This window comes from Paracoccaceae bacterium Fryx2, assembly GCA_032334235.1.
Classification (GTDB): domain Bacteria; phylum Pseudomonadota; class Alphaproteobacteria; order Rhodobacterales; family Rhodobacteraceae; genus JAVSGI01.
This window is the reverse complement of sequence record JAVSGI010000005.1, coordinates 931,314-958,097: the sequence shown is the minus strand read 5'-3', so window position 1 is coordinate 958,097 and position 26,784 is coordinate 931,314. Positions and strand designations below refer to the sequence as shown.

Here is a 26,784-nt window from a genome sequence, read left to right as displayed (position 1 = left end):
GCGGCAAAAGTCTTGCAAGACTTTTGCAAAATTCTTTGAAGAATTTTGGGTCGCGCGCGTTGGGCGGGGATTCAGGCGGCGAGGGTGGAGCCTCCGGCGGGGGTATTTGGGCCAACGAGAAATTGCAGGATCAGAGGGCGAGGGCGCGGAACACGGCGGGGAGGTGTTCGGGCAGGTCTTCTGCGATCAGGCCGGGGCCGAACGTGCGGGCGCATTCGACATGCAGCCAGGCTGCGGTTTCCGCCGCGAGGAACGGCGGCAGGCCGCGGGCGAGCAGGCCGCAGAGGAAGCCTGCCAGCACGTCGCCCGCACCCGCCGTGGCCAGCCAGGGGGCGGCGCGGTCGCGGCAGGCGGCGCTGACGGCGGCGCGGCCGTCGGGGGTGGCGATCACGGTGTCGGCGCCCTTGAGCAGCACGGTGCAACCGGCCCGGGCCGCGGCTGCCCGTGCGGCATCGAGTTTCGAGAAGGCGGGGCCATGCGACGCAGGGGCGTCGAGCCGTCCGGCGAGGTCGGGGAACAGGCGGGCGAACTCGCCGCCGTGCGGGGTCAGCACGCAGCCATCGTGGAGCCGCGCCAGCAACGCCGCCGGATCTTCGGCGAAGGCGGACAGCGCGTCGGCGTCGAGCACGCAGGGCCGCCCCGCCGCCAACGCTGCCGGCACCATCCGGCGGGCGCGATCCAGCCCCAGCCCGGGGCCGAGGCAGAGGGCCGTGATGCGGGCATCTGCCAGCAGGGCCGTCAGCGCCGCCGCATCGGGCAGTTTGCGCAGTATCACCGCATCGAGTCTTCCCGCGTTTTCGAGCAGCGCGGCGGGCGGGCAGGCCAGTGTCACGAGGCCCGCGCCGATGCGCAGCGCGCCGCGTGCCGCCAGCCGGGCCGCCCCGCCGTGGCCGACCCCGCCCGCCAGCACCAGCGCATGGCCGTGCCGGTACTTGTGCCCCGCTTCCTTGCCCAGCAGGGCGGTCGCCGGGGTGGCGAGGTCGGCCACCGCCTGGCCATCATCGGCGCGCAGCAGCGTCTCGATTTCGCGGTCAAGCCCCAGCGGCACAACTGCGATGGCCCCGCTCAGGCCCGCTCCATCGGCCAGCACATGCCCGAGTTTCATGTGCTGAAACGTCACCGTCAGGTCGGCGGCGCGGTCGATGTAGCCGCCCGTCGCCAGCACCCGGCCCGAATCGGCGCAGATGCCCGACAGGATGTCGACCGCCACCAGTCGGCAGCCGCAGCCCTGTGCCAGCGCCAGCAGGCCCCAGACCCCCGGGGCGACCGGGCGCGACAGGCCGGTGCCGAACAGCGCGTCTACAACCAGCGGGCGGTCTGCGAGGCTGGTCCGGTCGGGGGCATCCGGGCCTGGCAGCGGGCCCGTCCAGCGGGCGGCCATGGCGCGGGCGTCCGGGGTGGCGGGCGGGGTCGGCGCCACCACCTGCACGGCCCAGCCGCGCGCCGCGAGCAGGCGCGCCACCACATAGCCGTCGCCGCCGTTGTTGCCCGGCCCGCACAGCACCACTGCGCGCTGCGGGCCCCCCGCGAGGTCCGGCCATTTCGCCAGCACCGCATCGACCACGCCCGCCCCCGCACGTTCCATCAGCGACGGCCCGGTGACGCGGCCGGTGGCGATCGCCGCGGCCTCGACGGCGCGCATTTGGGCAGAAGTCAGCAGTTCGGTCATTTCGCCGCCCAATCCGTTTACAGGCCGCCCAGTAATGCAGCCATTAGCCCAATTTTTCACCACGACCCGCGGAAATCCGCCCCGGACCGCCGCAGCCGCCGTCTCGCCAATTGTTCCGGCCGCTCGGAAATGGTCACTGGCCTGCAAGAAGAAATCACCGGGGGAGTCGGCCCATGAAGAAGATCGAGGCGATCATCAAGCCCTTCAAGCTTGACGAGGTCAAGGAAGCGCTTCAGGAGGCCGGGATCCAGGGACTTTCCGTTACCGAGGTCAAGGGCTTCGGTCGTCAGAAGGGCCACACCGAACTGTATCGCGGCGCCGAATACGTCGTGGATTTCCTTCCCAAGGTGAAGATCGAGGTCGTGCTGGCCGATGACATGGTCGATGCCGCGATCGAGGCGATCGTGGCGGCCGCGCGCACCGACAAGATCGGGGATGGCAAGATCTTCGTCAGCACGGTCGAACAGGCCATCCGCATCCGCACCGGCGAGACCGGCGACGACGCGATCTGAACCATTGCCGGGCGCCGTTGCCCGCAACCACAATCCTCAAGTAAAAGGAATGTCCCCGACATGAGCAAAGTCCAGACTGCTCTGAAACTGATGAAGGAAGAGGAGGTCGAATACGTCGATATCCGCTTCACCGACCCGCGCGGCAAGCTGCAGCACGTGACGCTCTGCGCCGATCTGGTCGACGAGGACTTCTTCGAGGAAGGCTTCATGTTCGACGGCTCGTCCATCGCGGGCTGGAAGTCTATCGACCAGTCCGACATGAAGCTGATCCCCGATGCGGGCTCGGTCTACATCGACCCGTTCTATGCCGAAAAGACCATGTGCGTGCATTGCAACGTGGTCGAGCCCGACACCGGCGAGCCCTACAGCCGCGACCCGCGCAGCACCGGGCTCAAGGCCGAGGCCTATCTGAAATCGACCGGCATCGGTGACGCCGCCTACTTCGGCCCCGAGGCCGAGTTCTTCCTGTTCGACGACGTGCGCTATCAGGTCTCGATCAACAAGGTGTCGTATCAGGTCGATGCCACCGATGCGTCGTGGAACACCGACACCACCTATGAGGGCGGCAACTCGGGCCATCGTCCGGGCATCAAGGGCGGCTACTTCCCGGTCAACCCGATCGACGAGGCCCACGACCTGCGCGGCGAGATGCTGTCCACCATGAAGCGCATGGGGATGAAGGTCGACAAGCACCACCACGAGGTCGCCTCGACCCAGCACGAGCTTGGCATGATCTTCGGCGGTCTGGTCGAACAGGCCGACAACATGCAGAAATACAAGTATGTGATCCACAACGTGGCCCATGCCTACGGCAAGTCTGCGACCTTCATGCCCAAGCCGATCAAGGGCGACAACGGGTCGGGGATGCATGTCAACATGTCGATCTGGAAGGACGGCAAGCCGCTGTTCGCAGGCGACAAGTATGCCGACCTGAGCCAGGACGCGCTGTATTTCATCGGCGGCATCCTGAAGCACGCCAAGGCGCTGAACGCGCTGACCAACCCCTCGACCAACAGCTACAAGCGGCTGATCCCCGGTTTCGAGGCCCCGGTGCTGCGCGCCTATTCGGCCCGCAACCGGTCGGGCTGCGTCCGGATTCCGTGGACCGAATCGCCGAAGGCCAAGCGCGTCGAGGCCCGCTTCCCCGATCCGGCGGCGAACCCCTACCTGTGCTATGCCGCGCTGCTGATGGCCGGCCTTGACGGCATCAAGAACAAGATCGACCCCGGCCCGGCCTCGGACAAGGATCTTTACGATCTGCCGCCCGAAGAACTGGCCGCGATCCCGACCGTTTGCGGATCCTTGCGCGAGGCGCTGGACGAGTTGGAGAAGGACCACGACTTCCTGCTGGCCGGTGACGTGTTCACCAAGGACCAGCTTGAAGGCTACATGGCGCTGAAGTGGGAAGAGGTCTACGCCTTCGAGCACACGCCGCATCCGGTGGAATACCAGATGTACTACAGCTGCTGACCGCAGCCTGGAAGATCGAGGAAACAAAGGCCGCCTTCGGGCGGCCTTTGCCTTTGGGGCGGAAACGCGGCGCCGATCAGGGTTAATAACGCGTGAACACCACATTCCCCGCGCAGTGTCGGCGCATTCCTGATGCATCCAACGGTGGCACCAGCCTTCGGAGGGAACGCGATGAACGACGCAACGGCGAGCACGATTGCCCAGCTTCTTTTTGCCAGCCACACCCCGCTGAACTTTGCCCTGATCGTGGGCGAGATGGACGCGGCACTGGACAAGTGCTGTTCGGGGCCGCGCGCCTTTGTCTGGGATTGCGAGGATGTCGCGGTCTTCGACACCGACGGCACGAGGATGGTGCTTGGCCATTCCGACAGTCCGGGCGGGGGTCATGCCGGCTGCCTGACCATCGCGGTCGGGCCGAGCCCGGGGTGCCTGACGCCCTCGCCGCTGGCCCTGCGGCACGATGGCCTGTGCCGGCTGATCGTGGACCGGGTGCAGAGCCGGCATCCGGCCGGAACGGTGCTGTGGCACCAGACGCCGCAGGTGGTGACGCCCGATCTGGTGGATGCGCTGATCGACGCGCTGCCAGATGCGACCGCGCTGTCGGCGCCGCAGCCCGAAGCCGAAGCTGCGGCCATTGTGGTGGTCGCCCCCCACATCCGCCGGGTGCCGCTGGCCCCGCCTGCCGCAGCCCCGTGTGCCGGCAACGACCGGCCCGATCTGCCTTGCCCGCAGCTTGAGCAGATGCAGCGGGTGCGCGATGCGCTTTACCCGGCGCCCGAACCGGCCGGACCGGCTGCGAAGCCCTCGACCCCGATGCGGCTGGCGGTTCATACCGTCAATGCGACGCTGATCGTGGTATCGCTGCCGGTGGGGGCGGCGCTGATGACCTACACCCTGCTGCGCGGCGAGGACATGCAGCTTTCGGCCCGGGTGATGGCGGTGACCGGCACGCTGGTCGGGCTGAGCCACAGCCCGCTGGGGCATCAGATGATGGCGGCGATGGTCTGACAGCGGCGGCGGGCCGGGCCGGGGCAGGCCCCGCCGCCCGGAAACCCCCGATTGCGACCCGCTGTGTCGCCCGTGGCAAAGCCGCCCGCGCCCGGCCGCGAAACCCTGCGGCAAACCGGAGCGCATGATGACCGAACCCTATGCCGACCGCCGCAAGATCGACCCTTCCCGCGGCGCGACGCTGGGCGACGGCACCCCGAACGACAATGACCGGGTCGAGATCGGCCCGACGCAGCTTGCCTTTGCCGAATGGCAGGCGGCAGGGCTGGCGCTGCCGAACCTCGACCGGATGCGGGAATACCGCTGGCGGCGGCTGACAGAGGCGCTGGTGGCGCGTGACCTTGGCGGCATCCTGCTGTTCGACCCGCTGAACATCCGCTACGCCACCGACACCACCAACATGCAGCTCTGGAACAGCCACAACCCGTTCCGCGCCGTGCTTCTGTGCGCCGACGGCCACATGGTGATATGGGAATACCGGCAGGCGCCGTTCCTGGTGACCTTCAACCCGCTGATCCGGGAAATCCGCACGGGGGCCTCGTTCTTTTACAACGTCTGCGGCGACCATGTGGCGCAGGATGCTGCGGGCTTTGCCGGGCAGGTGGACGAGGTGATGCGCGCCCATGCCGGTGCCAACCGCCGCCTTGCGGTTGACAAGATCATGATCAACGGCCTTCGCGCGCTGGAACGCGCCGGGTTCACCGTGATCGAAGGCGAGGAGGTCACCGAGCGCACCCGCGCCATCAAGGGCGCCGACGAGATTGCCGCGATGCGCTGCGCCCACCACGCCTGCGAAAGCGCCATCGCCGCGATGGAGGCCGAGTGCCGCACCCGGGTGCCGCTGGGCAACATGTCGGAAGACGACATCTGGGCGGTGCTGCACGCCGAGAACATCCGCCGCGGTGGCGAATGGATCGAGACGCGGCTGCTCGCCTCGGGCCCGCGCACCAACCCGTGGTTTCAGGAATGCGGGCCGCGGCTGGTGCAGGCCAACGAGATCGTGGCCTTCGACACCGACCTGATCGGCGCCTACGGCTTCTGCATCGACATCAGCCGCACCTGGTGGGTCGGTGACCGGCGCCCCACGAACGCGATGATCAGCGCGATGCACCACGCCCGCGACCACATCGACACCAACATGGCGATGCTGAAACCCGGCGTTACCGTGCGCGAGCTGACCCACGGCGGCCACCAGTTGGCCCCGGAATACTGGAAGCAGAAGTATTCCTGCAAGATGCACGGGGTGGGGCTCTGCGACGAATGGCCCTTCGTGCCCTATCCCGACGCCTGGGCCGACGGCGCATTCGAGGTGGCCTTGCAGCCCGGCATGGTGCTATGCGTGGAAGCCTTGGTATCCCCTGAAGGCGGCAGCTTCTCGATCAAGCTGGAGGATCAGGTGCTGATCACCGAGACCGGATACGAGAACCTGACGAAATATCCTTTTGACCAATGGCTTATGGGAAAATCCTGATGTATCGCATGAAGATCTTTGCCGGTGTCGTGCCGCTGGTTCTGGCCGGGTGTGGCGGTGGCGGCGGTGAGGGGGGTGACATCCACCGCTCCGGCATGGCCAACCCGGCCTCGGTCTACTGCACCAAGATCGGGGGCAAGATGCAGATGCGTGCCGAACAGGGCGGGCAGGCGGGCTATTGCATCCTGCGCGACGGCTCGGTGGTCGAGGAATGGAAGCTCTACCGCGACCACAACCCGCTCTGAGCCGGCGCTTGCCAGCACGGGCGGCGCGGTCTAGGAGGTCAGCGCCCCCTGCCAGCGAAAGGCCGCCCGATGATCCTCCGCTATTCCCGCCCCGAAATGGTCGCCCTGTGGTCGCCGGAAACGAAGTTCCGCATCTGGTTCGAGATAGAGGCGCACGCCTGTGACGCGCAGGCGGCCCTTGGGGTCATCCCGCAGGCCAATGCCGCGGCGGTGTGGCGGGCGAAGGATGCGACCTTCGACGTGGCCCGGATCGACGAGATCGAGGCGGTCACCAAGCATGATGTCATCGCCTTCCTGACCCATCTGGCCGAGCATATCGGTGCCGACGACGCGCGCTTCGTGCATCAGGGCATGACCTCCAGCGACGTGCTCGACACCACGCTGAACATCCAGCTGGTGCGCGCCACCGACCTGCTGCTGGTGGGCATGGACCGGGTGCTGGCCGCGCTGAAGGCGCGCGCCTTCGAGCACAAGGATACCGTCCGCATCGGCCGCAGCCACGGCATCCATGCCGAGCCGACCACGATGGGCCTGACCTTCGCGCGCTTTTACGCCGAAATGGCGCGGGGCCGGGCGCGGCTGGTAAATGCCCGGGCCGAGGTGGCGACGGGCGCGATTTCGGGGGCGGTCGGCACCTTCGCCAACATCGACCCCTCGGTCGAGGAACACGTCTGCAAGATGCTGGGCCTGACGCCGGAAGCGATTTCGACTCAAGTGATCCCGCGCGACCGGCACGCGATGTATTTCGCCACGCTGGGGGTGATTGCATCGAGCATCGAGAACATCGCCGTCGAGATCCGCCACATGCAGCGTACCGAAGTGCTTGAGGCGGAAGAGTTCTTCAGCCCTGGCCAGAAGGGCTCCAGCGCGATGCCGCACAAGCGCAACCCGGTGCTGAGCGAGAACCTGACCGGCCTTGCCCGGCTGATCCGCATGGCCGTTGTGCCCGCGATGGAAAACGTGGCGCTGTGGCATGAACGCGACATCAGCCATTCCTCGGTCGAGCGTGCCATCGCGCCCGACACCACGATCACGCTCGATTTCGCCCTGCACCGGCTGGCCGGCTTGCTGGAAAAGCTGGTGATCTATCCCGAAACCATGCTGGCCAACATGAACAGGTTCCGCGGTCTGGTGATGAGCCAGCGCGTGCTGCTGGCGCTGACGCAGGCCGGGGTTTCGCGCGAGGACAGCTACCGGCTGGTGCAGCGGAACGCGATGAAGGTCTGGGAAAAGGGCGCCGATTTCAAGACCGAACTGCTGGCCGACGCGGAAGTGACCGCCGCCCTGACCCCCGCCGAGATCGAGGAAAAGTTCGACACCGGCTATCACACCAGGCATGTCGACACGATCTTTGCCCGGGTGTTCGGCGCCTGAGATCACGCAGCCGTGATGCAGCGCGGGGCAGGGCGCGGACATTTCCGCCCTTGACCGGGCGAATCCCGTGCTACCCTTCGTTCTGTCGGCGGTGCATGGCCCCCTTGGCCTGCGCTGCCGTCCCGACCCCCTGACCGGAGGACGACCATGAAGATCAAGACAACCCTTGCCGTGATTGCCCTGATGCTGGCCCCCGCCCTTGCCCATGCCGCCTGCGGCCACGACGAGGTGGCGATGAATTGCTTGGATGGCAAGGTTTACGACCCGGCCAGCAAGAGTTGCGTGACCGTCACGGGCTAAGCGCCTGTTAACCCGGGCTTGCGACAGTCCCCCGAGGCAATGGAATCGGGGGACGGCAATGGCTCAGGCTCTGGCACGCATCAAACCGGTGCAACGCGCGGTGGCGGCGACGGGGAACCCGGTGCCGTCAGGCCCGCGTGTGCTCTCGAACCGCGAAAAGGCCGCGATCATCGTCCGGCTGATGCTGGCGGAAGGTTCGCCGCTGCCGCTGTCGGCGCTTCCCGAACACATGCAGTCGGCGCTGACCGAACAGATGGGCACCATGCGCTCGATCGACCGAACCACGCTCGGCGCGGTGGTCGATGAATTCCTGACCGAACTGGAACAGATCGGCCTGTCGTTCCCCGGCGGCATCGAAGGGGCGCTGGCGATGATGGATGGCCACATCAGCACCACCGCCGCCAGCCGCCTGCGCCGCCTTGCCGGGGCCAGCTCCAGGGCCGATCCGTGGGACCGGATAACGGCGCTGCCGACCGAAAGGCTGCTGCCGGTGCTGGAACAGGAAAGCACCGAGGTGGCCGCCGTCATGCTGTCGAAGCTGCCGGTGCCGAAGGCCGCCGAACTGCTGGGCAAGATGGCGGGCGAACGGGCCCGGCGCGTCGCCTATGCCGTGTCGATGACCGGAAATGTCGATCCCGAAACCGTGCACAGGATCGGCATGTCGCTGGCGATCCAGCTGGATACCCAGCCGATCCGCGCCTTCGAGACCGGCCCGGTGGAACGGGTCGGCGCGATCCTGAACGTGTCGCCCGCGCTGACCCGCGACGATGTTCTGAAGGGGCTGGACGAAACCGACGCCGACTTTGCCGAACAGGTCCGCAAGGCGATCTTCACATTCGTGCACATCCCCGACCGTCTGGCGCCGCGCGACGTGCCCAAGGTGGTGCGCCTGATCGACCAGCCGGTGATGGTCACGGCGCTTGCCGCGGCCCTTGCCGATCCGGGCCTGACCGCGGCGGCGGAGTTCATTCTGGCCAACATGTCGCAACGCATGGCGCAGGGCCTGCGCGAAGACGCGGCTGCCCGCGGCAAGGTCAAGGAAAAGGACGCCGAGACGGCGATGAGCGCGGTGATCACCACGATCCGCGATCTGGAAACGACGGGCGAACTGGCACTTGTGACGCCCGAGGACCCCTGACCGCCGCAGTCGCGGTGGCAGGGGGGGCAGGGCCGGAGCCGTCGCATCCCGCAGGCTCGGCGCGGGCCGTTCCGGCGGGATGGCGGTGGCGGGGTGAACCGCCCCGGGTTTACCGGAGGGCAAAACTCTCGGAGTGTAGCGCGTCAACCAGCATGTCCGTGACCGTCAACCACGTTGGCCGGTTTTAGGCCGCTGGGTTGGCGTATCTGGAATTGTTTTTCGCTCAGCCTTCTCCTTTGTCCTTGTTGTCGGCGATGGTTGTCGTTGGCGGTCTGCTCAGCGCCTCTTTGTTGGAGGCGGCCGCGCGCTGGCGGAAGCTTTCGGCATTCATCTCCAGGATCGCTGCGTGATGAACCAGCCGGTCGATGGCGGCGACGGTCATCGCCTTGTCCGGGAAGATCTGGTCCCAGCCGCTGAAGGGCTGGTTGGCGGCGATGGCGATGCTGCGGCATTCGTAGCGCCGGGCGATCAGCTCGAAGAGCACGCCTGTCTCGGCCTGATCCTTGTGGGCGTAGGTGATGTCGTCGAGGATGATCAGGTCGAACTTGTCGAGCTTGGCGAGCGCGGCTTCGAGCACCAGATCGCGGCGGGCGGCCTGAAGTCGCTGCACCAGATCGCTGGTGCGGGTATAGAACACGCGGTGTCCCCGCTCGATCAGGGCATGGCCTATCGCGCAGAGAATGTGCGTTTTGCCCGTGCCGGAATTGCCGATGGCGATCAGATTGCCGCCACCCTCCAGCCAGTCGCCGGCCGCCAAGGCCTCGATCCGGGCGCGCGGCAGGGTTGGCAGCGCCTTGAAGTCGAAGGTCGCCAGCGTCTTGCCAGCCGGTAGCTGTGCCTCGTTCATGTGGCGCTGAATGCGGCGCATGTCGCGCTCGGCCAGTTCGTATTCCGCGAGGACAGCCAGAAAGCGGGCAGCGGGCCAGCCTTCGGTGTCGGCACGGGTGGCGATGTCGGCCCAAAGCTTGTGGAAGCTGGGCAGGCGCAGCGCGGTCAGCATGCCTGGCAGCGTGTGGATGTCGATCTCGCGGGAGGTCATGCGCAGGCTCCCAGAAGGGCATCGAAGCTGTCGAGCGAGGGATGGGCGACGGCAACATCTCTCGGCAGCGCCGTTTGCCGCGGGTTCAGGCAGGATGCCAGAGGTCCGGGATCGGGCACCCGGCCCGCGTCCAATTCTGCTGCCAGCAGATGTGCCAGTTCCGCCTCGCAGGCCCGGTCGTGGGCGATGAACAGCAGGTCGACCATGCGGCGGCAGGCGTCGCGGCGGGGCAGATCACGCTGCAGCACCTGCCAGGCTGCAGCGTATTCGGTTCGCGGGAACAGGCTGTCGCGGTAGATCGAACTCCACAGGGCTTGCGGTTTGCGCCGCAGCGCGTGGATGACGTGATGGTAGTTGATGACATGCACGCGATGGCCGTCGCCGCGACCACGCGCCCTTGTATGGCTGACGACCAGGGTGCTGCCGAGAAAGGCCTCAAGGCGATCGTCGTAAAGGTGGACCCGCAAGCGCTGCCCGATCAGCTGCGACGGGGCGCTGTAGAAGATGCTCTTGACCAGAAAGCCGCTGGTGCGGGTGACCGGAACCACGGTCTCTGTAAAGTCGGTGGTGCGCCGGGACGGCAGGGGCTTCAGATGCGCCTGTTCCGCCTGAACCGCGATCGCCCGCTGCCGGTTGCGCCGTGCCACCAGAATGTCGATGAAGCGGCGGTAGTCCTCAATGCTGGCGAAGTCGCGGCTGCCGCGCAGGATCAGCGCCTGTTCGATGGCCTTCTTCAGGTGCCGGTTCTGGGATTCCACCGCGCCGTTCTCATGAGCTTCCCCGCGGTTGTTGCGACTGGCCTCCATGCCGTAATGGCCGACGAAGGCATTGTAGCGCGTGGTGATATCCTGGCGCTGGTCAGCCGTCAGGTTGCGGAAAGCGGCCGAGAGGCTGTCGGTGCGATGCTCCTGTGGTGCCCCGCCGAGCGACCAGAGCGCCTGCTGCAGGTTCTCGGCCAAGGCCGTGAAGCTCTCCCCGCCCAGGACCACCCCGACATGCTCCCACCGGCTGTAGACCATGACGAAGTGGTAGAGCAGATGCGGGAATAGCTGGCCCGCGATCGTCACCTCCAGCTCCTCGGCATGAGTGAAGTCGGACTGGGCCATGCGGCCCGGCTCCGGCGTCTGGCGGAAGATGATGTCGCGCTCGGGTCCGTTCAGCGCCCGCCACTGCCGCACCCGCCGTTCCAGGGTGCGCCGGATCCGGTCATCGGGGAAGGCCAGCGGGTGCAGGCCCTGAAGGTGGCGCAGCAGGGTGACGGCCTGCAAGGCGCTGTCCCTCTCCAGCAAGGGAAGGATGTCGCCCTCCCAAAAGCCTTCGAGGGGATCGGCCACCGTGCGCCCGTGAACGATCTTGCGGTTCGAGGGCAGCGTCGGATCGGCATCGAACCGTCGGGCCGTGCGCTCACTGAACCCGGCGCGGGCGGCCGACGTGCGCTGACTGTGATATCGGAGGTCGGACATGTATAATCTCAATTGCTGGTCGTTGATGGGTTTGTAGGCCAACCCGGATCCTCCGTTTGACGGCAGAGGAACCCGGCTTACCAACCCGCAGCGACCAGCACCTTCCCCGAAATCAATCAAGCCGGTGGGGCTGCCCTCCAGACGGGCATGCCCGTCTTCCGTTCAGCCCCACCGGCCAAGGTGGTTGTCGGCACCGGCCAAGATGGTTGTCGCTGAACACGGAGAATTGCCCGTTATGGAACAGACCTCAAAGAAGAAGACCTCGAAGCCGTATTCACCTGAGTTCCGCGAGCGTGCGGTGCGGCTGGCGATGGAACACCGCGATGATTATCAGAGCGAGGCTGCGGCGCTGACGGCGATTGCAGGTAAATTGGGCTGTTCGACGGACAGCCTTCGCGTCTGGATGCGACAGGTCCAGCGCGATGGTGGCGAACGGCCGGGACCTACCAGCGCTGAGATCGCGCGGATCAAAGAGCTTGAGCGCGAGAACCGGGAACTGCGGCAAGCGAACGAGATTCTGCGCAAAGCTTCAGCGTATTTTGCCCAGGCGGAGCTCGACCGCCCGTTTCGCAAATGACTGCTTTCATTGAGGAAAGCCGAGAGGCATTCGGGGTCGAGCCGATCTGCAGGGCACTGCAGTTTGCCCCTTCCACCTTTTATGACCGGCGGGCGATCATGCGTGATCCTGACCGGGCCTCGGCCCGGGCCAAATCGGATGCCGCCCTGAGCCTCAAGATCGACGCGGCCTGGGATGCCAACCGCAAGCTCTATGGCGCGCGGAAGATCTGGCATGTTTTGCGACGGCAGGGTGAAGACGCCGCCCGCTGCACCGTGGAACGATTGATGCGCCATCTGGGCATCAGGGGCGTGGTCCGTGGCAAGAAGGTCATCACGACCAATCCTGACACGTCTCTGCCTTGCCCGGACGACAAGGTGAACCGGCTGTTCATGGCGGATCGGCCGAACAAGCTGTGGGTTTCAGATTTCACCTATGTGCCCACATGGTCCGGCACCGTCTACGTGGCCTTCGTCATCGACGTCTTTGCACGTCGTATTGTCGGTTGGCGCGTCTCGACATCGATGAAGACCCAGTTTGTGCTCGACGCGCTGGAGCAAGCGATCTGGCAAAGAAAGACGCCGGATAACAAGAGCTTGGTCCACCATTCGGACCGCGGATCACAATACCTGTCGATCAAATACACCGAACGCCTGGCCAAGGCCGAGATCGACCTTTCCGTTGGAACAGTTGGCGATGCCTATGACAACGCCTTGGCTGAATGCGTCATCGGCCTGTTCAAGACAGAGGTCATCAACCAGATCGGCCCCTGGAAATCAATGCGCGAGGTCGAATGGGAAACGCTGAAATGGATCGATTGGTATAACAACCGCCGCCTGCTTGGCCCAATCGGATACATCCCACCCGCAGAAGCAGAGGAGGCGTTCTATGCAAACCTGAACTCACTCGATATGGTCGCGTAGTCATTGAACAAACCACCCTCCGGTAAACCCGGGGCGGTTCAGGGCGTTCGGCGGGGTGGCGTTGCTGGGCGTTCCGGCGGGAAGGCGGTGCAGTCTGTTCGGTCGGGAAAGTGTTGCAGTCGGTTCGGCCGGGAAAGTGTTGCCGGCCGTTCGATCGGAACGGCGGTGTTGGGCGTTGCGGCGGGAGGGCGGTGCAGGCCGTTCGGCCGGGATGTCGGCGCAGGCCGTTCGGCGGGGGGGCCGTGGCGGGCGATCCGGGGTCAGTCCAGTTGCCCGGTCAGCCAGTCCATCACCGCCGGGCGCGCCGAATCCGCCCCTTCGGCATGGGCGCGGTCGATCACCGCGCGCACCTCGCGCAGGTTGACCCGGCGCAGCAGGTGCTTGACCGGGCCGATCGAGGCCGGGCGCATCGAAAGGGTGCGGATGCCGAGGGCTGCAAGGCACATCGCCTCGACCGGGCGGCCCGCATCCTCGCCGCAGAACGACAGGGGCGTGCCCGCATTGGCGCAGCGCGCGATGATCTTGCTGACGAAGGTCAGGAAGCTGAGGTTCAGCGTGTCATAGCGGCGGCGCACCCGTTCGTTCTCGCGGTCGGCGGCGAAGAAGAACTGTTTTAGGTCGTTGCCGCCGATCGAGACGAAATCGACGCTTTCGAAGAAATGCTGCGGCGCGAAGGCCAGACTCGGGGTTTCCAGCATCGCGCCGATCTCGATCCGGTCGGAAACGGCGTGGCCCAGGCTTTTCTCGCGGTGGATCTCGCGCAGCAGATGCGAGCGGGCCATGGCGAATTCGGCCGCCTCGGTAATGAAGGGGAACATGATGGTCAGCGGGCGGCCGTCGGCGGCGCGCAGCAGCGCCTGCAGCTGCATCCGCAGCACCCCCGGCTTGTCGAGCCCGACCCGGATGGCGCGCCAGCCCATCGCGGGATTGGGCTCGTCATTCGGCTTCATGTAGGGCAGCACCTTGTCGGACCCGATGTCGAGCGTGCGGAACACCACGCGCATCGGGCCTGCGGCGTCGATCACCCTTGCGTAAAGCTTGGCAAGCTCGTCGCGCTTGGGCATCTGGCTGCGCACCAGGAACTGCAGTTCGGTGCGGAACAGGCCGACGCCCTCGGCCCCGGAGCTGTCGAGGCTGGGCAGGTCGGCCATCAGGCCCGCATTCATGTGCAGGCTGGTGACGGTGCCGCAGAGCGACTGCGCGGGCAGGTTGCGCAGCGAGGCATAGCGTTCCTGCGCCTTGGCCTGCATCGCGATCTTGTCGCGGAAGGCCTTGGCCACGGTTTCCTCGGGGCGCAGGTGGGCGATGCCCTGATCGCCGTCCACCAGGATATGGTCGCCGTTCAGCGCCTCGGTCGTCACCCTTTGCGCATGGATCACCAGCGGGATCGCCAGCGCGCGGGCCACGATGGCGGCGTGGCTGCCGACCGAGCCTTCCTCCAGCACCACGCCGCGCAGCTTGCGGCCGTATTCCAGCAGTTCCGCCGGGCCGATGTTGCGCGCCACCAGCACCGGGTCGTCGGGCATCGCGGCGCCGGTATCGGCGCCTTGCCCGGTCAGGATGCGCAACAGCCGGTTCGACAGGTCGTCAAGGTCGTGCAGCCGGTCGCGCAGATAGGCGTCGGGCACCTGTTCCAGCCGGGCACGGGCGGCCGATTGCTCTTTCTCCACCGCCGCTTCGGCCGACAGGCCAAGCTGGATGTCCTCCTCCATCCGCTTCAGCCAGCCGCGCGAATGGGCGAACATCCGGTAGGCTTCCAGCACCTGCCGCTGGTCCTTGTCGAGGCTGGCCGCTGACAAGAGGTCATCGACCGACACCCGCAATTCGCCAACCGCCGCGCGGATGCGGGCGACCTCGGTCACGGGGTCGTCGGCCACCGGGTTGGTGACCACCACGCGCGGCTCGTGCAGCCAGACATGGCCTTCGGCCGAGCCTTCCTGCCCGGTGCCGCCACGAAACATCACCGGCTGCTGGTGCAGCGCGCGCATCGCCTCGTCGTCGCTGAGAAAGGCGCCAAGCTCGGTCATCTCGGCCAGCACCATGGCCACGACTTCCAGCGCATAGACCTCGTCATCGGAATACTGCCGCGCGGCCTTGGACTGCACCACCAGCACGCCCAGCTTTTCCCCGACCCGCTGGATCGGCACGCCGAGGAAGGCGGAATAGATTTCCTCACCGGTTTCGGGCATGAAGCGGAAGCCGCGTTCGGCGGGGGCGTTTCCGGTGTTGATCGGGGTGGCGCTGCGGGCGACGCGGCCCACCAGCCCCTCGCCGAGTTTCAGCCGGGTCTTGTGGACCGAACCGGGGTTCAGCCCCTCGGTGGCGCAAAGTTCGAGCGTCTGGGAGTCGCGGAACAGGTAGATCGAGCAGACCTCGGTCAGCATCGAATCGGCGATCAGATGGGTGATCCGGTCGAGCCGATCCTGGCCCTTCCCGGGCACCGCCAGACTGTCCCGCAGCCGTTTCAGCAGCCTGCGACTATCGCTATCCGTGCGTTCCGGCATGGCACCTCGCCTGGCCCGACGCCTCAGTGCGCCTTTTCGAGTTCGAAGGCATCATGGAGCGCCTGCACCGCAAGTTCCATATATTTCCGGTCGATGAGAACCGAAATCTTGATCTCGGAGGTTGCAATGACCTTGATGTTGATGTTTTCGGCAGCCAGCGAGTGAAACATGGTCGCCGCAACCCCGGCGTGTGACCGCATCCCGATTCCCACGACCGAAACCTTGGCCACCTCGGTATCGACCACCAGATCGTCATAGGCGATGGCGCCTGCGGTCATGGCGTCTTCCATCGCCTTGCGGGCGCGGGCGACCTGATTCGTCGGGCAGGAAAACGTCATGTCGGTGACGGACCGCTTGCCGCTGCGGTCGTCGATTTCCGAGATGTTCTGCACGATCATGTCGACGTTCACGCCCGAGTCCGCCAGCGGCCCGAAGATCGCGGCGGCGATGCCGGGGCGGTCCTCGACCCGCACGAGCGTCATTTTGGCTTCGTCGCGCGAATAGGCCACGCCAGAGACGACTTTCGATTCCATGATTTCATCCTCGTCGCAGACCAGGGTTCCAGAGTTTTCGTCGGTATCCTCGAACGAGGACAGCACGCGCAGCCGCACCTTGTAGCGCATCGCCAGCTCGACCGAGCGGGTTTGCAGCACCTTGGCCCCCAGCGAGGCCAGTTCGAGCATTTCCTCGAAGGCGATCTTTTCCAGCTTGCGCGCCTTGGCGGTGATGCGCGGGTCGGTGGTGTAGATGCCGTCGACATCGGTGTAGATGTCGCAGCGTTCGGCACCGAAGGCGGCGGCGAAGGCGACCGCCGTGGTGTCGGACCCACCGCGCCCCAGCGTGGTGATGCGCCCTTCCGGCGAGACGCCCTGGAAGCCCGCGATCACCGCGACCTTGAAGCCCTCGTCGAACTTGGTGTCGATGTTGTCGCGCGGGATGCTGACGAAACGGGCGCTGGAATGGGCCGAGGTGGTGTTGATCGGCACCTGCCATCCCTGCCACGACCGGGCGGGCACGCCCATTTCCTGCAGGGTCAGTGCCATCAGGCCCGCGGTGACGTTCTCGCCCGAGGATACCACGGCGTCATATTCGCGGGCGTCGAACAGCGGCGAGGTGCCCTCGACCCAGCCCACCAGCTCGTTGGTCTTGCCCGACATCGCGCTGACGATCACGATCACCTCGTAGCCGCGCTCGACCTCGCGCCTGACCTTGGCTGCGGCATTCTGGATCCGCGCCAGATCGGCCACCGAGGTGCCACCGAATTTCATCACCAGTCGCGGCATGGCTTCACGTCCTGTTCCCGCCTGAAAAAGCGCCTGCTTAATAGCAGAAGGCCCCGCAGGCGCAAGGCACCGGGGGGCCGCGTCGGCTTTCGCCCGGCTGGGTCGTTTCGGGGCTGGCGGTCGGGCGCGCGATGCGGCCATCATGGCGCGGAAAATGGCGGGGCGGCGCGGCCCTGCGGCAGACACGGGAAACCCAGATGAAGTCTTACGTCCTTACGGTGAAATGCCGGTCCCGGCGCGGGATCGTGGCGGCAATCTCGGCCTTTCTGGCCGAACAGGGCTGCAACATCACCGACTCCGCGCAGTATGACGATGCCCAGACCGGCATGTTCTTCACCCGCATCACCTTTCTGTCGGAAGTGGGTGCCGACGGCGCGGCGCTGGTTGCCGCCTTTGCCGCCGTGGCCGCGCCGTTCGAGATGGAATGGGCGATCCGCGATGCGGCGCGCCGGGTGAAGGTGCTGCTGATGGTGTCGAACTTCGGCCACTGCCTGAACGACCTCTTGTATCGCTGGCGGATCGGCGCGCTGCCGATCGAGGTCGTCGGCGTGGTGTCGAACCACCTGACCTATCAGAAGGTGGTGGTGAACCACGACCTGCCGTTCTTCCACATCAAGGTGACGCGCGACAACAAGGCCGATGCCGAAGGCCGCCTGCTGGCGCTGGTCGAGGAAACCGGGGCGGAACTGGTGGTGCTGGCGCGCTACATGCAGGTGCTGTCGGATGCGTTCTGTTCGAAGATGTCGGGGCGGATCATCAACATCCACCATTCCTTCCTGCCCAGCTTCAAGGGCGCCAACCCCTACAAGCAGGCCTACGAGCGCGGCGTGAAGCTGATCGGCGCCACGGCGCATTTCGTCACCGCCGACCTGGACGAGGGCCCGATCATCGAGCAGGACACGGTGCGGGTGACCCATGCGCAAAGCGCCGAGGATTACGTGTCGCTGGGGCGTGATGTCGAATCGGCGGTGCTGAGCCGGGCGATCCACGCCTACATCCATCACCGGGTGTTCCAGAACGGCAACAAGACGGTGGTGTTTCCCGCCAGCCCCGGTTCCTACGCGTCGGAGAGGATGGGGTGAGGCCCCGAAACGCTCCGGGGGAGCGTTTCGGGGCCGAACGCGCGTAGCGCAGCGCAGCGCCGGGGCGGGCCGCAGGCCGAACGCGCGCAGCGCAGCGCAGCGCCGGGGCGGGCCGCAGGCCGAACGCGCGCAGCGCAGCGCAGCGCCGGGGCGGGGCGGCAGGCCCTCCGCGCGCAGCGCCGGGGCGGGGCGGCGGTGGGCCGCATCCCCGCCGACCGACACGGAACTGTCGCACAGTCCTGCTAGGTCGCCAGACTGACCGCCCCAGATTGACGGCCCCCGACTGACATCCTCCTGACCGAAAGCCATCCTATCATGAACGACCAAAGCCCCCTGCCCACCGACCCGGCCGATCCCCAGGCAGAGCCCGGGCCGCAGCAGGCGCTGGCCCGCGCGCTTTACGCCGACCTGACCGCCCTGCGCGCCGACCTGATCCGCCAGGCAGGCGAACGCATGGCGGCCTGGGGGCCCGCGATCCGGGCGATGGACTTCCTGCCCTCGGTCGAGAACATGGCCGACTGGCTGGCGCTGCGGCAGGCCGACCTGACGGCATTGCAGGGGCCGCTGGCCGGGCTGGGGCTGTCGACGCTGGGGCGGCTTGACGGGCATGTGCGCGCTTCGCTCGACGCGGTGATCGCCACGCTGGCGGTGCTGGGCGGCGAGGCCGGGGTGCCCTATCCCGACCCGCGCGCCTTCACCGAAGGGTCGGACCTGCTGGCGCAGCGTCGCGACGCGATGTTCGGTGCGGGCACGGGCGGGCCGCTGACCCGCATCATGGTCACCCTGCCATCCGAGGCGGCGGAAGATGCCGGGCTGATCGGGGCGCTGGTGCGCGAGGGGGCCGACTGTTTCCGCATCAACTGCGCCCATGACGACCCGGAAGCCTGGGGCGCGATGATCGCCAACATCCGCCGCGCCGAGGCCGAGACGGGGCGGCGCGTGCCGGTGTCGATGGATCTGGGCGGGCCGAAGTTCCGGGTGACCGAGGTCAGCGACAGCGGCAAGCATCGCTTTGCGCCGGGCGATCATTTCGCCATTGCCGCGCGGCTGAAGGACGGGCCGGTGGCGATGGTCTGTGCCACGCTCAGCCACGGCGCGCTGCTGGCGGCGCTGGTGCCGGGGGCCGAGGTGTCGGTCGATGACGGCAAGGTCTGGGCGCGGGTGGTCAAGGTCAAGGCGGGCCATGCGGTGCTGGAGGTCACGCGCGCCCCGGCCAAGGGTGGGCGGATCAAGCCCGGCAAGGGCGTGAACCTGCCCGGCGCCGACCTGCGGGTGGAGGCGCTGACGCCCGACGACCTGTCGGCACTGGATTTCGTGGTCAAGCACGCCGACATCGTGGCCTTTTCCTTCGTGCAGACGGTGGAGGACGTGCGCGCCCTGATCGTGGAAATGCACGCGCGGGCCGAACCGGGGGCGAAACTGCCCGCCGTGCTGCTGAAGATCGAGACGCCGCTGGGGTTGCACGCGCTGCCCGACCTGATCGTCGAGGCGGGCGGCTTGCTGCCGGTCGGCGTGATGATCGCGCGCGGCGATCTGGCGGTCGAGATCGGCTTTGATCGGCTGTCGGAGATTCAGGAGGAAATCCTGTGGCTCTGCGAGGCGGCGCAGGTGCCGGTGGTCTGGGCGACGCAGGTGCTGGAGGGCATGGTCAAGGACGGGCAGGCCAGCCGCGCCGAGGTGACCGACGCCGCGATGAGCCAGCGCGCCGAATGCGTCATGCTGAACAAGGGGCCGCATGTCGTGGCGGCGGTGACCTTCCTGCGCGGGATTCTGGCCCGGATGGACCGGCACCACGACAAGAAATCGCCGCGTCTGGCGCCGCTGCGGGTATGGCGCCGCGAAGGGTAGGCGCCGCGAAGGGTAGGCGGCGCGAGTGGGCGGCCCGAAGGGCAGGCGCCGCGAGGGTCAGGCGGGCAGCGCGCGCCAGCCGATGTCGCGGCGGCAGAAGCCGCCCGGCCAGTCGATGGCATCGACCATGGCATAGGCCCGCGCCCGCGCCTCGGCCAGTGTCGCGCCTCGGGCGGTGACGTTCAGCACCCGGCCGCCGGTCGCGGTGATCCGCCCGTCCACCGCCGTGGTGCCCGCGTGGAACGCCATGGCAAAGCTGTCCTCGGGCAGCGCCTCCAGCCCCTTGATCACGCTGCCCTTTTCATAGGCGCCGGGGTAGCCCCGCGCCGCAAGCACCACGCTCAGCGCATGATCGTCGGCCCAGTTCACCGCGCAGTCGGCCAGCCGCCCCTCGGCGCAGGCCAGCATCAGGTCAAGCGCCTGCGCCCCGAGCCGCATCATCAGCACCTGCGCTTCGGGGTCGCCGAAACGGGCGTTGTATTCCACCAGCCGGGCGCGGCCATCTTCGATCATCAGCCCGGCATAGAGCACCCCCTGATAGGGCGTGCCGCGCCGCGCCATCTCGCGCACCGTGGGTTCGACGATCTCGGCCATCACCTGTGCCATCAGCGCGTCGGTCAGCACCGGGGCGGGGGAATAGGCGCCCATGCCGCCGGTGTTCGGCCCCTCGTCGCCGTCGAAGGCGCGCTTGTGGTCCTGTGCGGTGCCGATGGGCAGGCAGGTCTCGCCATCGGTCAGCACGAAGAAGCTGGCCTCCTCGCCCGCCATGAATTCCTCGACCACCACTTCGGCCCCGGCGGCGCCGAAGCTGCCCGCGAACATGGCGTCGATCGCGGCCAGCGCCTCGGGCACGGTGGCAGCCACGATCACGCCCTTGCCGGCCGCGAGCCCGTCGGCCTTGACCACGATCGGGGCACCCTGCGCCTGAACGTAGGCGCGTGCGGCGTCAGCGTCGGTGAAATGGCCCCAGGCGGCGGTGGGGGCGCCGCAGGCATCGCAGACCTGCTTGGTGAAGGTTTTCGAGGCTTCCAGCGCCGCCGCCGCCGCCGAAGGCCCGAAGGTCAGGATGCCCGCTGCCCGCGTCGCATCGGCCACGCCCGCCGCCAGCGGCGCCTCGGGTCCGACCACCACGAAATCGACCGCGTTCTCTTCGCAGAACACCACCACCGCAGCACCATCCAGAATGTTCAGGTCGGCGCATTCGGCAAGCAGGGCGATGCCCGCATTGCCCGGCGCCACGATCAGGCGGTCGCATTTCGGGTTCTGCTTGATCGCCCAGGCAAGCGCATGTTCGCGCCCGCCGCCGCCCAGCACCAGAATGTTCATCGTCGCCCCCGCTTGGCCTTTGCTGATGCGCGTTCTAAGGTCTGCCCTTCAAGATCACAAGGCAAGGGATCACGCCCCGCATGTCAGAGCTTTTCGAGGACACTCCGCCGTTGGGCAACGCCCCCGAATACACCGTGTCCGAGCTGTCGGGCGCGGTGAAGCGGGTGATCGAGGGCGAGTTCGGTCTGGTGCGGGTGCGGGGCGAGGTGGGGCGGGTGTCGAAGCCGTCGTCGGGGCACCTCTATTTCGACCTGAAGGACGACCGCAGCGTGATAGCGGCGATCAGCTGGAAGGGCCAGGTCGCCAAGATGCAGGTCCGCCCCGAGGAGGGGATGGAGGTCATCGCCACCGGCCGCATGACCACCTTTCCCGGCCAGTCGAAGTATCAGCTGATTGTCGAGGATGTGGCGCTGGCCGGGGCGGGCGCGCTGATGGCGATGCTGGAGAAACGCCGCGCGGCGCTGGCGGCCGAAGGGCTGTTCGACGCCGGGCGGAAGCAGGCGCTGCCCTATCTGCCGCGGGTGATCGGGGTGGTGACCTCGCCTTCCGGCGCGGTGATCCGCGACATCCTGCACCGGCTGCGCGACCGCTTTCCCCGCCATGTGCTGATCTGGCCGGTGGCGGTGCAGGGGCAGGCCTGCGCGGCCGAGGTGGCGGCGGCAATCAACGGCTTCAACGCGATCGCGCCCGGCGGGCCGGTGCCGCGCCCCGACCTGATCATCGTGGCGCGCGGCGGCGGCAGTCTGGAAGACCTGTGGGGCTTCAACGAGGAAATCGTGGTGCGGGCGGCGGCGGCCTCGCGCATCCCGCTGATTTCGGCGGTGGGCCACGAAACCGACACCACTTTGATCGACTTTGCCGCCGACCGCCGCGCGCCGACCCCGACGGCGGCGGCCGAGATGGCGGTGCCGGTGCGGCTGGACCTCGTGGCGGCGCTGGATGCGCAGGGCGCGCGGCTAAGCCATGCGGTGGCACAGGGGCTGGGACTGCGCGGCCAGCGGCTGCGCGATCTTGCGCGCGCGGTGCCCCGGCCCGAGACGCTTACCGCGCAGGCGGCGCAACGGTTCGACCTGTGGTCGGGGCGGCTGGATGGTGCGTTGAGCCTGACCGTGGCGCGGCGCCGCTCGGGCTATGAACGGGCGGCGGGGCAGTTGCGCCCGCAGATGCTGCGCGCCCTGCTGGCGGGGCTGGCCGACCGGCTGGCCGCCCGCGCCGCGCGCCTCGCCCCGGCGCTGGAGGCCCGCACCAGCCGCGCCGCCGACCGGCTGGCGCGCGAGGGCGGGCGGCTGGAACCGGCCTTTGCCCGCGCACTGGCGCTGGCCGGACGCGACGCGGCGCGCGGGCGCGAGCGGCTGGCGGCAGTTGCGCTGCGGCTTGACGCAGCCCCGGCGCTGCGGTTGCGCGGGCTGGCTGAGCGGCTCGGCGCGTTGGACCGGATGCGCCAGACGCTTGGTTATGCCGAGACGCTGCGGCGCGGCTATGCCGTGGTGCGCGACGGCGGCGCGCTGGTCACCACAAGGGCGGCGGCCGAGCAGGCGGCCGCGCTGGAAATCGAGTTTGCCGATGGCAGGCTGAGCGTGGGCGCCCGCCCGTCCCGGCGCGGCAGGGCAGGGGGCGACGGGCCTGACCAGGGGCGGCTGTTCTGACGCCCCGCACGGGGGAGGCGAATTTTCTACGAAAATTCACGCCCGGGCCGGTTGGAATTTTCGTAGAAAATTCGCGCCTGCCGGGGCTGCCGCGCGGCCGTCAGACGCCCAGATCGGGCCCGGCACAGATCAGCGGCACCGGCGTCTGGGCAACCTCCGACAGTTCGGACCCTTCGGCGTCGCCTGCATAGCGCGCCAGCAGGCTGCCATCCTCAAGATAGAAGCTCCAGCATTGCGGGGTGGCGTCATGCTCGTAAACGAAGCAGATCAGCCCCTCGGCTTCATACCAGTAGCCGTCGCGGCAGGTATCGTCCTTGAAGGCCCAGCGGACGCGGCGGTTGGGAAGGTATTGTTCGGCACCGTAAATCTCACCCGCCAACGCATAGGACAGCGTCTTGCCCGTGGCGTAGGCTTCGAAGTCGCCGGCGGTCAGCGCGTCCTGCCCGAAGGCGGGCAGCGGCAGCAGCAGGGCAAGGGCCAGGATCTTGCGCATCGCGGTCTCCGTCGGTTTTGCTTCACCCTGCCAGAGCGGGCGCGCCTTGGCCAGTCACGCCTGCGCCAACATCCGGCCGCTTCAGGCCGATGCGGGGTCACGCGCCCGCCAGACGGCCAGCCGGGGGTGGATCTTGCGCCGCCACAGTGGTGGCAGCAGCGCCACCACGCAGGCCACCGGCAGCGACCACGGCAGGCGGGGCGCCTGACCCGCGCCCGGCAGGCGCAGGGCGGGGTAGGGGCGGGCGGGCTGGGCGTGATGGTCGGAATGGCGGGGCGCGTTGAGCATCACATGCGCCGAAAACCACGGGGCGGCGTTCCAGCTGTGGCGGTCGGTCACCGGCTCCAGCCGCCCATCGGCCAGCCGCGCCCGCATCAGCCCATAGTGCTGCACGTAATCGGACAGCAGCAACTGGCTCTGCGCATGACCCGCAAGTCCTGCCCAGGCCAGCACGCCCGCCGCACCGGCCAGCCCCCAGGCCAGCCCCAGTGCCAGCCCCGCCCCGCACAGATAGACCGCATAGGGGTGCAGCCCCCGCGCCCCCCGTCCGCGCAACGCGGATTCGGCGGCGAGGCCCGCCCGGAACGATCCGGCCCAGGCGCGCGGTGCAAAGCGGTAGAAGCCTTCGCCGCGCCGGGCGGTGTTCGGGTCGTCGGGGCTGGCGGCATGGCGGTGATGCACCAGCCGGTGCGCCGAGACATGGTGCCCGAACAGCAGCGAGGTGTAGATCGCCACCCCCAGCCGGAAAAGGCTGCGGTCGCCGCGGTGGATCAGTTCATGCGCCGCCGGGTTCGACACCTGCCCGAAGAACAGCCCGAAGCCGAGGAACAGCGCCAGCCGCTCCGCCCCGCCCAGCCCCGAGCCGCCCGCGACTGCCCAGACAGCCAGCGGCAGCGCCGCCAGATGCGCCAGCGCGAGGACCACCAGCAGCGTGTCGGCCGCCGGAAACTCTGCCCCTTCCGGCGCGTCGCCCGCAATCAGCGGCACCAAGCGGTCGAGGCTGGCGGTCAGCATCGTCATGTAGCCGAGCCCCGCCAGCGCCCAGCCGCCGCCAAGCGCCACCCCCGCCACCAGCAGCGGCAAGGGGGCCAGCGCAGCCAGCGCGAACAGCGCCATCGGGGGCAGGGCCAACGGGTGCTTCATCGCGGCGCAGTCTAGCATCTTTGCCTGACCGGGCCAGCCCCCGATGTCCCGCCCCCGATGTACCGCCCCAGTTCTCCCGCCCCGGCTGCCCGCCCCGGTGCGCGGCCAGCCCCCGGGGATCGCTGCTGTCTGACCCAATTGCCCGGATGGGCCTTGCCGGGCGCAAACTTGCGGGCGGCCGCGTCCTGTGGTCAGGACCGGGGCGGTCGCGGTGCTGACGGTGGCCGGGACGGGCAGGCGCCCGCTCAGATGCGCGCCGGGCCTGGGCCCTGGCGGGGCAGGGGATCCTGCCGTGTCGTGCCACGTCACGGCCGTTTCTGGCGGGCGTGGCCGCGTTCGACCGGGGCGTCCGGCGACAGGCGGGCATGTCGCGACCCTCTGCGCCCGACGCGGCCCCTTCGCGCTGCCGGCTTGCGGTGCGCAGGTGCCGGGCTGGCCGGTGCGCGGCTATGCCGCAGCCATTCTTGCCATGGCGGCGGCGGCAACGACCCCGGGCCCGACGCACGCGCCGACGCAGGCCCGCGCGGCACTTTTCGTGCTGCCGGACCTTTTGCTGGCGCCTGAAGGTTTCGTGCTGCGGTGGCCGGGCGTGCGGCCTGCGCCGGTGCGGGTGCCTTGGCCCGCATGTCGGGCCGGTCAGGTGCCGATCCTGATCGTCAGTCTGCCCTCCGGCCCTTCCATCCTTGCCCCGAATTGACTAGGTGATGGGAAAAGCCAGCGAGGCCGCCGATGTCCTTTCTCAAGAAGATGCGCGACCGGATGTTCCGGTCCTCCGACAAGATCGGCGAGGGGCTGGATGCGCTTGTCGCAGACGCGCCCGCCGAAACGCATGACCCGGCAGCCGGGGCGGCCGGTGCGGCCAGCCGCGATCCGGTCGCCGGGGTGGCGGCCGCGGCACAGCCCGCCGCCCCGCGTGACCCATTGCCCGGGCCATTGCCCGAACCAAGGACAGAGCCGGTGGCCACCGCCCCGCGTCCCGCCCCGTTGCCGCCGCTGGTGCTGAAACCGGCGCCGCAGGCGCAGGCCCCGGCGCCCCCCCAACCCGCGCCCCCCCAGCCTTCGCCCCCCCAACCTGTGCCGCCCGCCGCCGCCCGGCCCGCACCCCCGCCTTACGCCGCGCCGCGAGCCCCCGCGCCGCAACCGGCCGCACCGCAGGCCACCGCGCCGCGGCCGCAAGCGCCGCAGGCCCCCGTTCCTCAGGCTCCCGTTCCGCAGGCCCCTGCGGCGCGCCCGCCCTTGGCGGCACCGCCAGCCCCGGCCCCGAACCTGGTCCAAACCCCCGGCGCCGCTGCCAGACCCGAAGAGCCGCGTCCCGGCTTTCTTGGACGCCTGCTGGGCGAATCGGCGGAAACCGCCCGGCGCGAGATGGACGACGCCATGCTGGAGCGGCTGGAGGAGCTGCTGATCGAGGCCGACATGGGGGTCGATACGGCTGCGCGCGTCGCCGCCAACATTTCCGAAGGCCGCTTTGGCAAGCGCATCTCGTCGCGCGAACTGCGCGAGGCGCTGGCGACCGAGATCGCCCGGATCATGACGCCGGTCGCCCGGCCGCTGCCGCTTTACCCCTCGCGGCCGCAGGTGGTGCTGGTGGTGGGGGTCAACGGCTCCGGCAAGACCACGACGATCGGCAAGCTGGCCTCGCAGTTCAAGGCGGCGGGCAAGTCGGTGGTGATCGCGGCGGGCGACACCTTCCGCGCCGCGGCGGTGGAACAGTTGCAGGTCTGGGGGCAGCGGGCCGGCGTGCCGGTGCTGACCGCCCCCGAAGGCTCCGACCCGGCAAGCCTTGCCTTCGACGCCATGACCCAGGCGCAGGCCAGCGGCGCCGACCTTCTGATGATCGACACCGCAGGCCGGTTGCAGAACCGCGCCGACCTGATGGAGGAGTTGTCGAAGATCGTCCGGGTCATCCGCAAGAAGGATCCCAAGGCGCCGCACAACACCCTGCTGGTGCTGGATGCCAGCACCGGGCAGAACGCGCTGAACCAGGTCGAGATATTCCTCAAGCTGGCCGATGTGACCGGGCTCGTGATGACCAAGCTTGACGGCACCGCCAAGGGCGGCGTGCTGGTGGCGCTGGCCGACCGGTTCGGCCTGCCGATCCACGCCATCGGGGTGGGCGAGCAGATCGACGACCTCGACGCCTTCGACCCCGAGGATTTCGCGCGCGCGCTGGTCGGGCTGGACGACTGAACCTGGCGCGGCCAGGCCCGCCGCGACGTGGGCCGGGTGTGGAGACTTGCCGATCCCGGCCGTGAAACTGCCGCGCCCGCTGGATTCAGGCGCCGCGACAC

At 68.2% G+C, this 26,784-nt stretch carries 22 protein-coding genes and 1 other annotated feature; of the genes, 14 read left to right on the top strand and 8 right to left on the bottom strand.

Features of this window, described 5'->3' with window-relative positions; all coding sequences use genetic code 11:
- Window positions 1-130: 130 nt before the first annotated feature.
- Window positions 131-1,669 carry an NAD(P)H-hydrate dehydratase gene (locus tag RNZ50_13800; protein MDT8856068.1) on the bottom strand — a complete coding sequence of 513 codons (1,539 nt, stop codon included), beginning with the start codon at window positions 1,667-1,669 and terminating at the stop codon, window positions 131-133.
- A gap of 173 nt (window positions 1,670-1,842) precedes the next feature.
- On the opposite strand from RNZ50_13800, the gene RNZ50_13795 reads away from it, so the two are divergent.
- The 8 genes from RNZ50_13795 (at window position 1,843) to RNZ50_13760 (ending at window position 9,187) form a co-directional block, all read left to right on the top strand.
- Complete coding sequence (locus RNZ50_13795) at window positions 1,843-2,181, top strand: P-II family nitrogen regulator (protein MDT8856067.1); 339 nt, start codon at window positions 1,843-1,845, stop codon at window positions 2,179-2,181.
- Window positions 2,182-2,241: 60 nt separating this feature from the next.
- The gene (glnA, locus tag RNZ50_13790; GenBank protein MDT8856066.1) at window positions 2,242-3,651 is read left to right on the top strand and encodes a type I glutamate--ammonia ligase; all 1,410 of its coding nucleotides are present in this window, start codon (window positions 2,242-2,244) and stop codon (window positions 3,649-3,651) included.
- 171 nt (window positions 3,652-3,822) lie between these two features.
- A complete protein-coding gene (locus RNZ50_13785) occupies window positions 3,823-4,659 on the top strand; it encodes a hypothetical protein (protein ID MDT8856065.1) in 837 nt (278 codons plus the stop codon).
- A 127-nt stretch (window positions 4,660-4,786) separates the two neighbouring features.
- Complete coding sequence (locus RNZ50_13780; protein MDT8856064.1) at window positions 4,787-6,130, top strand: Xaa-Pro peptidase family protein; 1,344 nt, start codon at window positions 4,787-4,789, stop codon at window positions 6,128-6,130.
- On the top strand, window positions 6,130-6,375 hold the full coding sequence (locus RNZ50_13775) for a DUF333 domain-containing protein (protein ID MDT8856063.1): 246 nt from the start codon (window positions 6,130-6,132) through the stop codon (window positions 6,373-6,375). Before RNZ50_13780 ends, RNZ50_13775 begins: the two co-directional genes overlap by 1 nt.
- Window positions 6,376-6,444: 69 nt before the next feature.
- A complete protein-coding gene (gene purB, locus RNZ50_13770) occupies window positions 6,445-7,749 on the top strand; it encodes an adenylosuccinate lyase (GenBank protein ID MDT8856062.1) in 1,305 nt (434 codons plus the stop codon).
- A gap of 147 nt (window positions 7,750-7,896) precedes the next feature.
- Window positions 7,897-8,049 (top strand): hypothetical protein, encoded by a 153-nt coding sequence (locus RNZ50_13765; protein MDT8856061.1) that lies wholly within the window; start codon window positions 7,897-7,899, stop codon window positions 8,047-8,049.
- A gap of 58 nt (window positions 8,050-8,107) precedes the next feature.
- Window positions 8,108-9,187 (top strand): FliG C-terminal domain-containing protein, encoded by a 1,080-nt coding sequence (locus tag RNZ50_13760; protein ID MDT8856060.1) that lies wholly within the window; start codon window positions 8,108-8,110, stop codon window positions 9,185-9,187.
- A 223-nt stretch (window positions 9,188-9,410) separates the two neighbouring features.
- On the opposite strand, the gene istB is transcribed toward RNZ50_13760, so the two are convergent.
- Window positions 9,411-10,226, bottom strand: a complete 816-nt coding sequence (istB, locus tag RNZ50_13755) for an IS21-like element helper ATPase IstB (protein MDT8856059.1) — start codon at window positions 10,224-10,226, stop codon at window positions 9,411-9,413.
- Window positions 10,223-11,731 carry an IS21 family transposase gene (gene istA, locus RNZ50_13750; protein MDT8856058.1) on the bottom strand — a complete coding sequence of 503 codons (1,509 nt, stop codon included), beginning with the start codon at window positions 11,729-11,731 and terminating at the stop codon, window positions 10,223-10,225. The genes istB and istA overlap by 4 nt, the downstream gene beginning before the upstream one ends.
- Before the next feature lie 193 nt (window positions 11,732-11,924).
- Here istA and RNZ50_13745 point away from each other — a divergent pair.
- Window positions 11,925-13,168, top strand: a protein-coding gene (locus RNZ50_13745) for an IS3 family transposase (protein ID MDT8856057.1) whose coding sequence is annotated in 2 segments (ribosomal slippage) — window positions 11,925-12,228 and window positions 12,228-13,168 — 1,245 coding nt in all. Because the reading frame shifts where the segments join, the coding sequence is not laid out codon by codon here.
- Window positions 12,221-12,337 (top strand) — a sequence feature (AL1L pseudoknot). It overlaps the preceding gene by 117 nt.
- 260 nt (window positions 13,169-13,428) lie before the next feature.
- On the opposite strand, the gene ptsP is transcribed toward RNZ50_13745, so the two are convergent.
- Together ptsP and RNZ50_13735 are read right to left on the bottom strand one after the other, a co-directional pair.
- Complete coding sequence (gene ptsP, locus RNZ50_13740; protein ID MDT8856056.1) at window positions 13,429-15,672, bottom strand: phosphoenolpyruvate--protein phosphotransferase; 2,244 nt, start codon at window positions 15,670-15,672, stop codon at window positions 13,429-13,431.
- Window positions 15,673-15,695: 23 nt separating this feature from the next.
- A complete protein-coding gene (locus tag RNZ50_13735) occupies window positions 15,696-16,955 on the bottom strand; it encodes an aspartate kinase (GenBank protein MDT8856055.1) in 1,260 nt (419 codons plus the stop codon).
- Between the two features lie 197 nt (window positions 16,956-17,152).
- Between RNZ50_13735 and purU the strand changes: the two genes are divergently transcribed.
- On the top strand, window positions 17,153-18,037 hold the full coding sequence (gene purU, locus RNZ50_13730) for a formyltetrahydrofolate deformylase (GenBank protein ID MDT8856054.1): 885 nt from the start codon (window positions 17,153-17,155) through the stop codon (window positions 18,035-18,037).
- A 315-nt stretch (window positions 18,038-18,352) separates the two neighbouring features.
- Complete coding sequence (locus RNZ50_13725) at window positions 18,353-19,885, top strand: pyruvate kinase (protein MDT8856053.1); 1,533 nt, start codon at window positions 18,353-18,355, stop codon at window positions 19,883-19,885.
- Window positions 19,886-19,942: 57 nt separating this feature from the next.
- Here RNZ50_13725 and purD read toward each other — a convergent pair whose 3' ends face one another.
- Window positions 19,943-21,211, bottom strand: a complete 1,269-nt coding sequence (gene purD / locus RNZ50_13720; protein ID MDT8856052.1) for a phosphoribosylamine--glycine ligase — start codon at window positions 21,209-21,211, stop codon at window positions 19,943-19,945.
- Window positions 21,212-21,291: 80 nt separating this feature from the next.
- Between purD and xseA the strand changes: the two genes are divergently transcribed.
- Window positions 21,292-22,857, top strand: a complete 1,566-nt coding sequence (gene xseA, locus RNZ50_13715; GenBank protein MDT8856051.1) for an exodeoxyribonuclease VII large subunit — start codon at window positions 21,292-21,294, stop codon at window positions 22,855-22,857.
- A gap of 100 nt (window positions 22,858-22,957) precedes the next feature.
- Here xseA and RNZ50_13710 read toward each other — a convergent pair whose 3' ends face one another.
- Together RNZ50_13710 and RNZ50_13705 are read right to left on the bottom strand one after the other, a co-directional pair.
- Window positions 22,958-23,350, bottom strand: coding sequence for a hypothetical protein (locus RNZ50_13710; protein ID MDT8856050.1), 393 nt, complete (start codon window positions 23,348-23,350; stop codon window positions 22,958-22,960).
- A gap of 81 nt (window positions 23,351-23,431) precedes the next feature.
- A complete protein-coding gene (locus tag RNZ50_13705) occupies window positions 23,432-24,481 on the bottom strand; it encodes an alkane 1-monooxygenase (GenBank protein ID MDT8856049.1) in 1,050 nt (349 codons plus the stop codon).
- A 436-nt stretch (window positions 24,482-24,917) separates the two neighbouring features.
- Between RNZ50_13705 and RNZ50_13700 the strand changes: the two genes are divergently transcribed.
- Together RNZ50_13700 and ftsY are read left to right on the top strand one after the other, a co-directional pair.
- Window positions 24,918-25,190, top strand: a complete 273-nt coding sequence (locus RNZ50_13700) for a hypothetical protein (protein ID MDT8856048.1) — start codon at window positions 24,918-24,920, stop codon at window positions 25,188-25,190.
- A 32-nt stretch (window positions 25,191-25,222) separates the two neighbouring features.
- Window positions 25,223-26,683 (top strand): signal recognition particle-docking protein FtsY, encoded by a 1,461-nt coding sequence (ftsY, locus tag RNZ50_13695; GenBank protein ID MDT8856047.1) that lies wholly within the window; start codon window positions 25,223-25,225, stop codon window positions 26,681-26,683.
- Window positions 26,684-26,784: the final 101 nt, after the last annotated feature.

What these genes read in the sequence shown, in the direction of transcription:
- RNZ50_13800 (MDT8856068.1), bottom strand. Translation starts at nt 1,669, where the DNA reads ATGACCGAACTGCTGACTTCTGCCCAAATGCGCGCCGTCGAGGCCGCG.
- RNZ50_13795 (MDT8856067.1), top strand. Translation starts at nt 1,843, where the DNA reads ATGAAGAAGATCGAGGCGATCATCAAGCCCTTCAAGCTTGACGAGGTC.
- glnA (MDT8856066.1), top strand. Translation starts at nt 2,242, where the DNA reads ATGAGCAAAGTCCAGACTGCTCTGAAACTGATGAAGGAAGAGGAGGTC.
- RNZ50_13785 (MDT8856065.1), top strand. Translation starts at nt 3,823, where the DNA reads ATGAACGACGCAACGGCGAGCACGATTGCCCAGCTTCTTTTTGCCAGC.
- RNZ50_13780 (MDT8856064.1), top strand. Translation starts at nt 4,787, where the DNA reads ATGACCGAACCCTATGCCGACCGCCGCAAGATCGACCCTTCCCGCGGC.
- RNZ50_13775 (MDT8856063.1), top strand. Translation starts at nt 6,130, where the DNA reads ATGTATCGCATGAAGATCTTTGCCGGTGTCGTGCCGCTGGTTCTGGCC.
- purB (MDT8856062.1), top strand. Translation starts at nt 6,445, where the DNA reads ATGATCCTCCGCTATTCCCGCCCCGAAATGGTCGCCCTGTGGTCGCCG.
- RNZ50_13765 (MDT8856061.1), top strand. Translation starts at nt 7,897, where the DNA reads ATGAAGATCAAGACAACCCTTGCCGTGATTGCCCTGATGCTGGCCCCC.
- RNZ50_13760 (MDT8856060.1), top strand. Translation starts at nt 8,108, where the DNA reads ATGGCTCAGGCTCTGGCACGCATCAAACCGGTGCAACGCGCGGTGGCG.
- istB (MDT8856059.1), bottom strand. Translation starts at nt 10,226, where the DNA reads ATGACCTCCCGCGAGATCGACATCCACACGCTGCCAGGCATGCTGACC.
- ptsP (MDT8856056.1), bottom strand. Translation starts at nt 15,672, where the DNA reads ATGCCGGAACGCACGGATAGCGATAGTCGCAGGCTGCTGAAACGGCTG.
- RNZ50_13735 (MDT8856055.1), bottom strand. Translation starts at nt 16,955, where the DNA reads ATGCCGCGACTGGTGATGAAATTCGGTGGCACCTCGGTGGCCGATCTG.
- purU (MDT8856054.1), top strand. Translation starts at nt 17,153, where the DNA reads ATGAAGTCTTACGTCCTTACGGTGAAATGCCGGTCCCGGCGCGGGATC.
- RNZ50_13725 (MDT8856053.1), top strand. Translation starts at nt 18,353, where the DNA reads ATGAACGACCAAAGCCCCCTGCCCACCGACCCGGCCGATCCCCAGGCA.
- purD (MDT8856052.1), bottom strand. Translation starts at nt 21,211, where the DNA reads ATGAACATTCTGGTGCTGGGCGGCGGCGGGCGCGAACATGCGCTTGCC.
- xseA (MDT8856051.1), top strand. Translation starts at nt 21,292, where the DNA reads ATGTCAGAGCTTTTCGAGGACACTCCGCCGTTGGGCAACGCCCCCGAA.
- RNZ50_13710 (MDT8856050.1), bottom strand. Translation starts at nt 23,350, where the DNA reads ATGCGCAAGATCCTGGCCCTTGCCCTGCTGCTGCCGCTGCCCGCCTTC.
- ftsY (MDT8856047.1), top strand. Translation starts at nt 25,223, where the DNA reads ATGTCCTTTCTCAAGAAGATGCGCGACCGGATGTTCCGGTCCTCCGAC.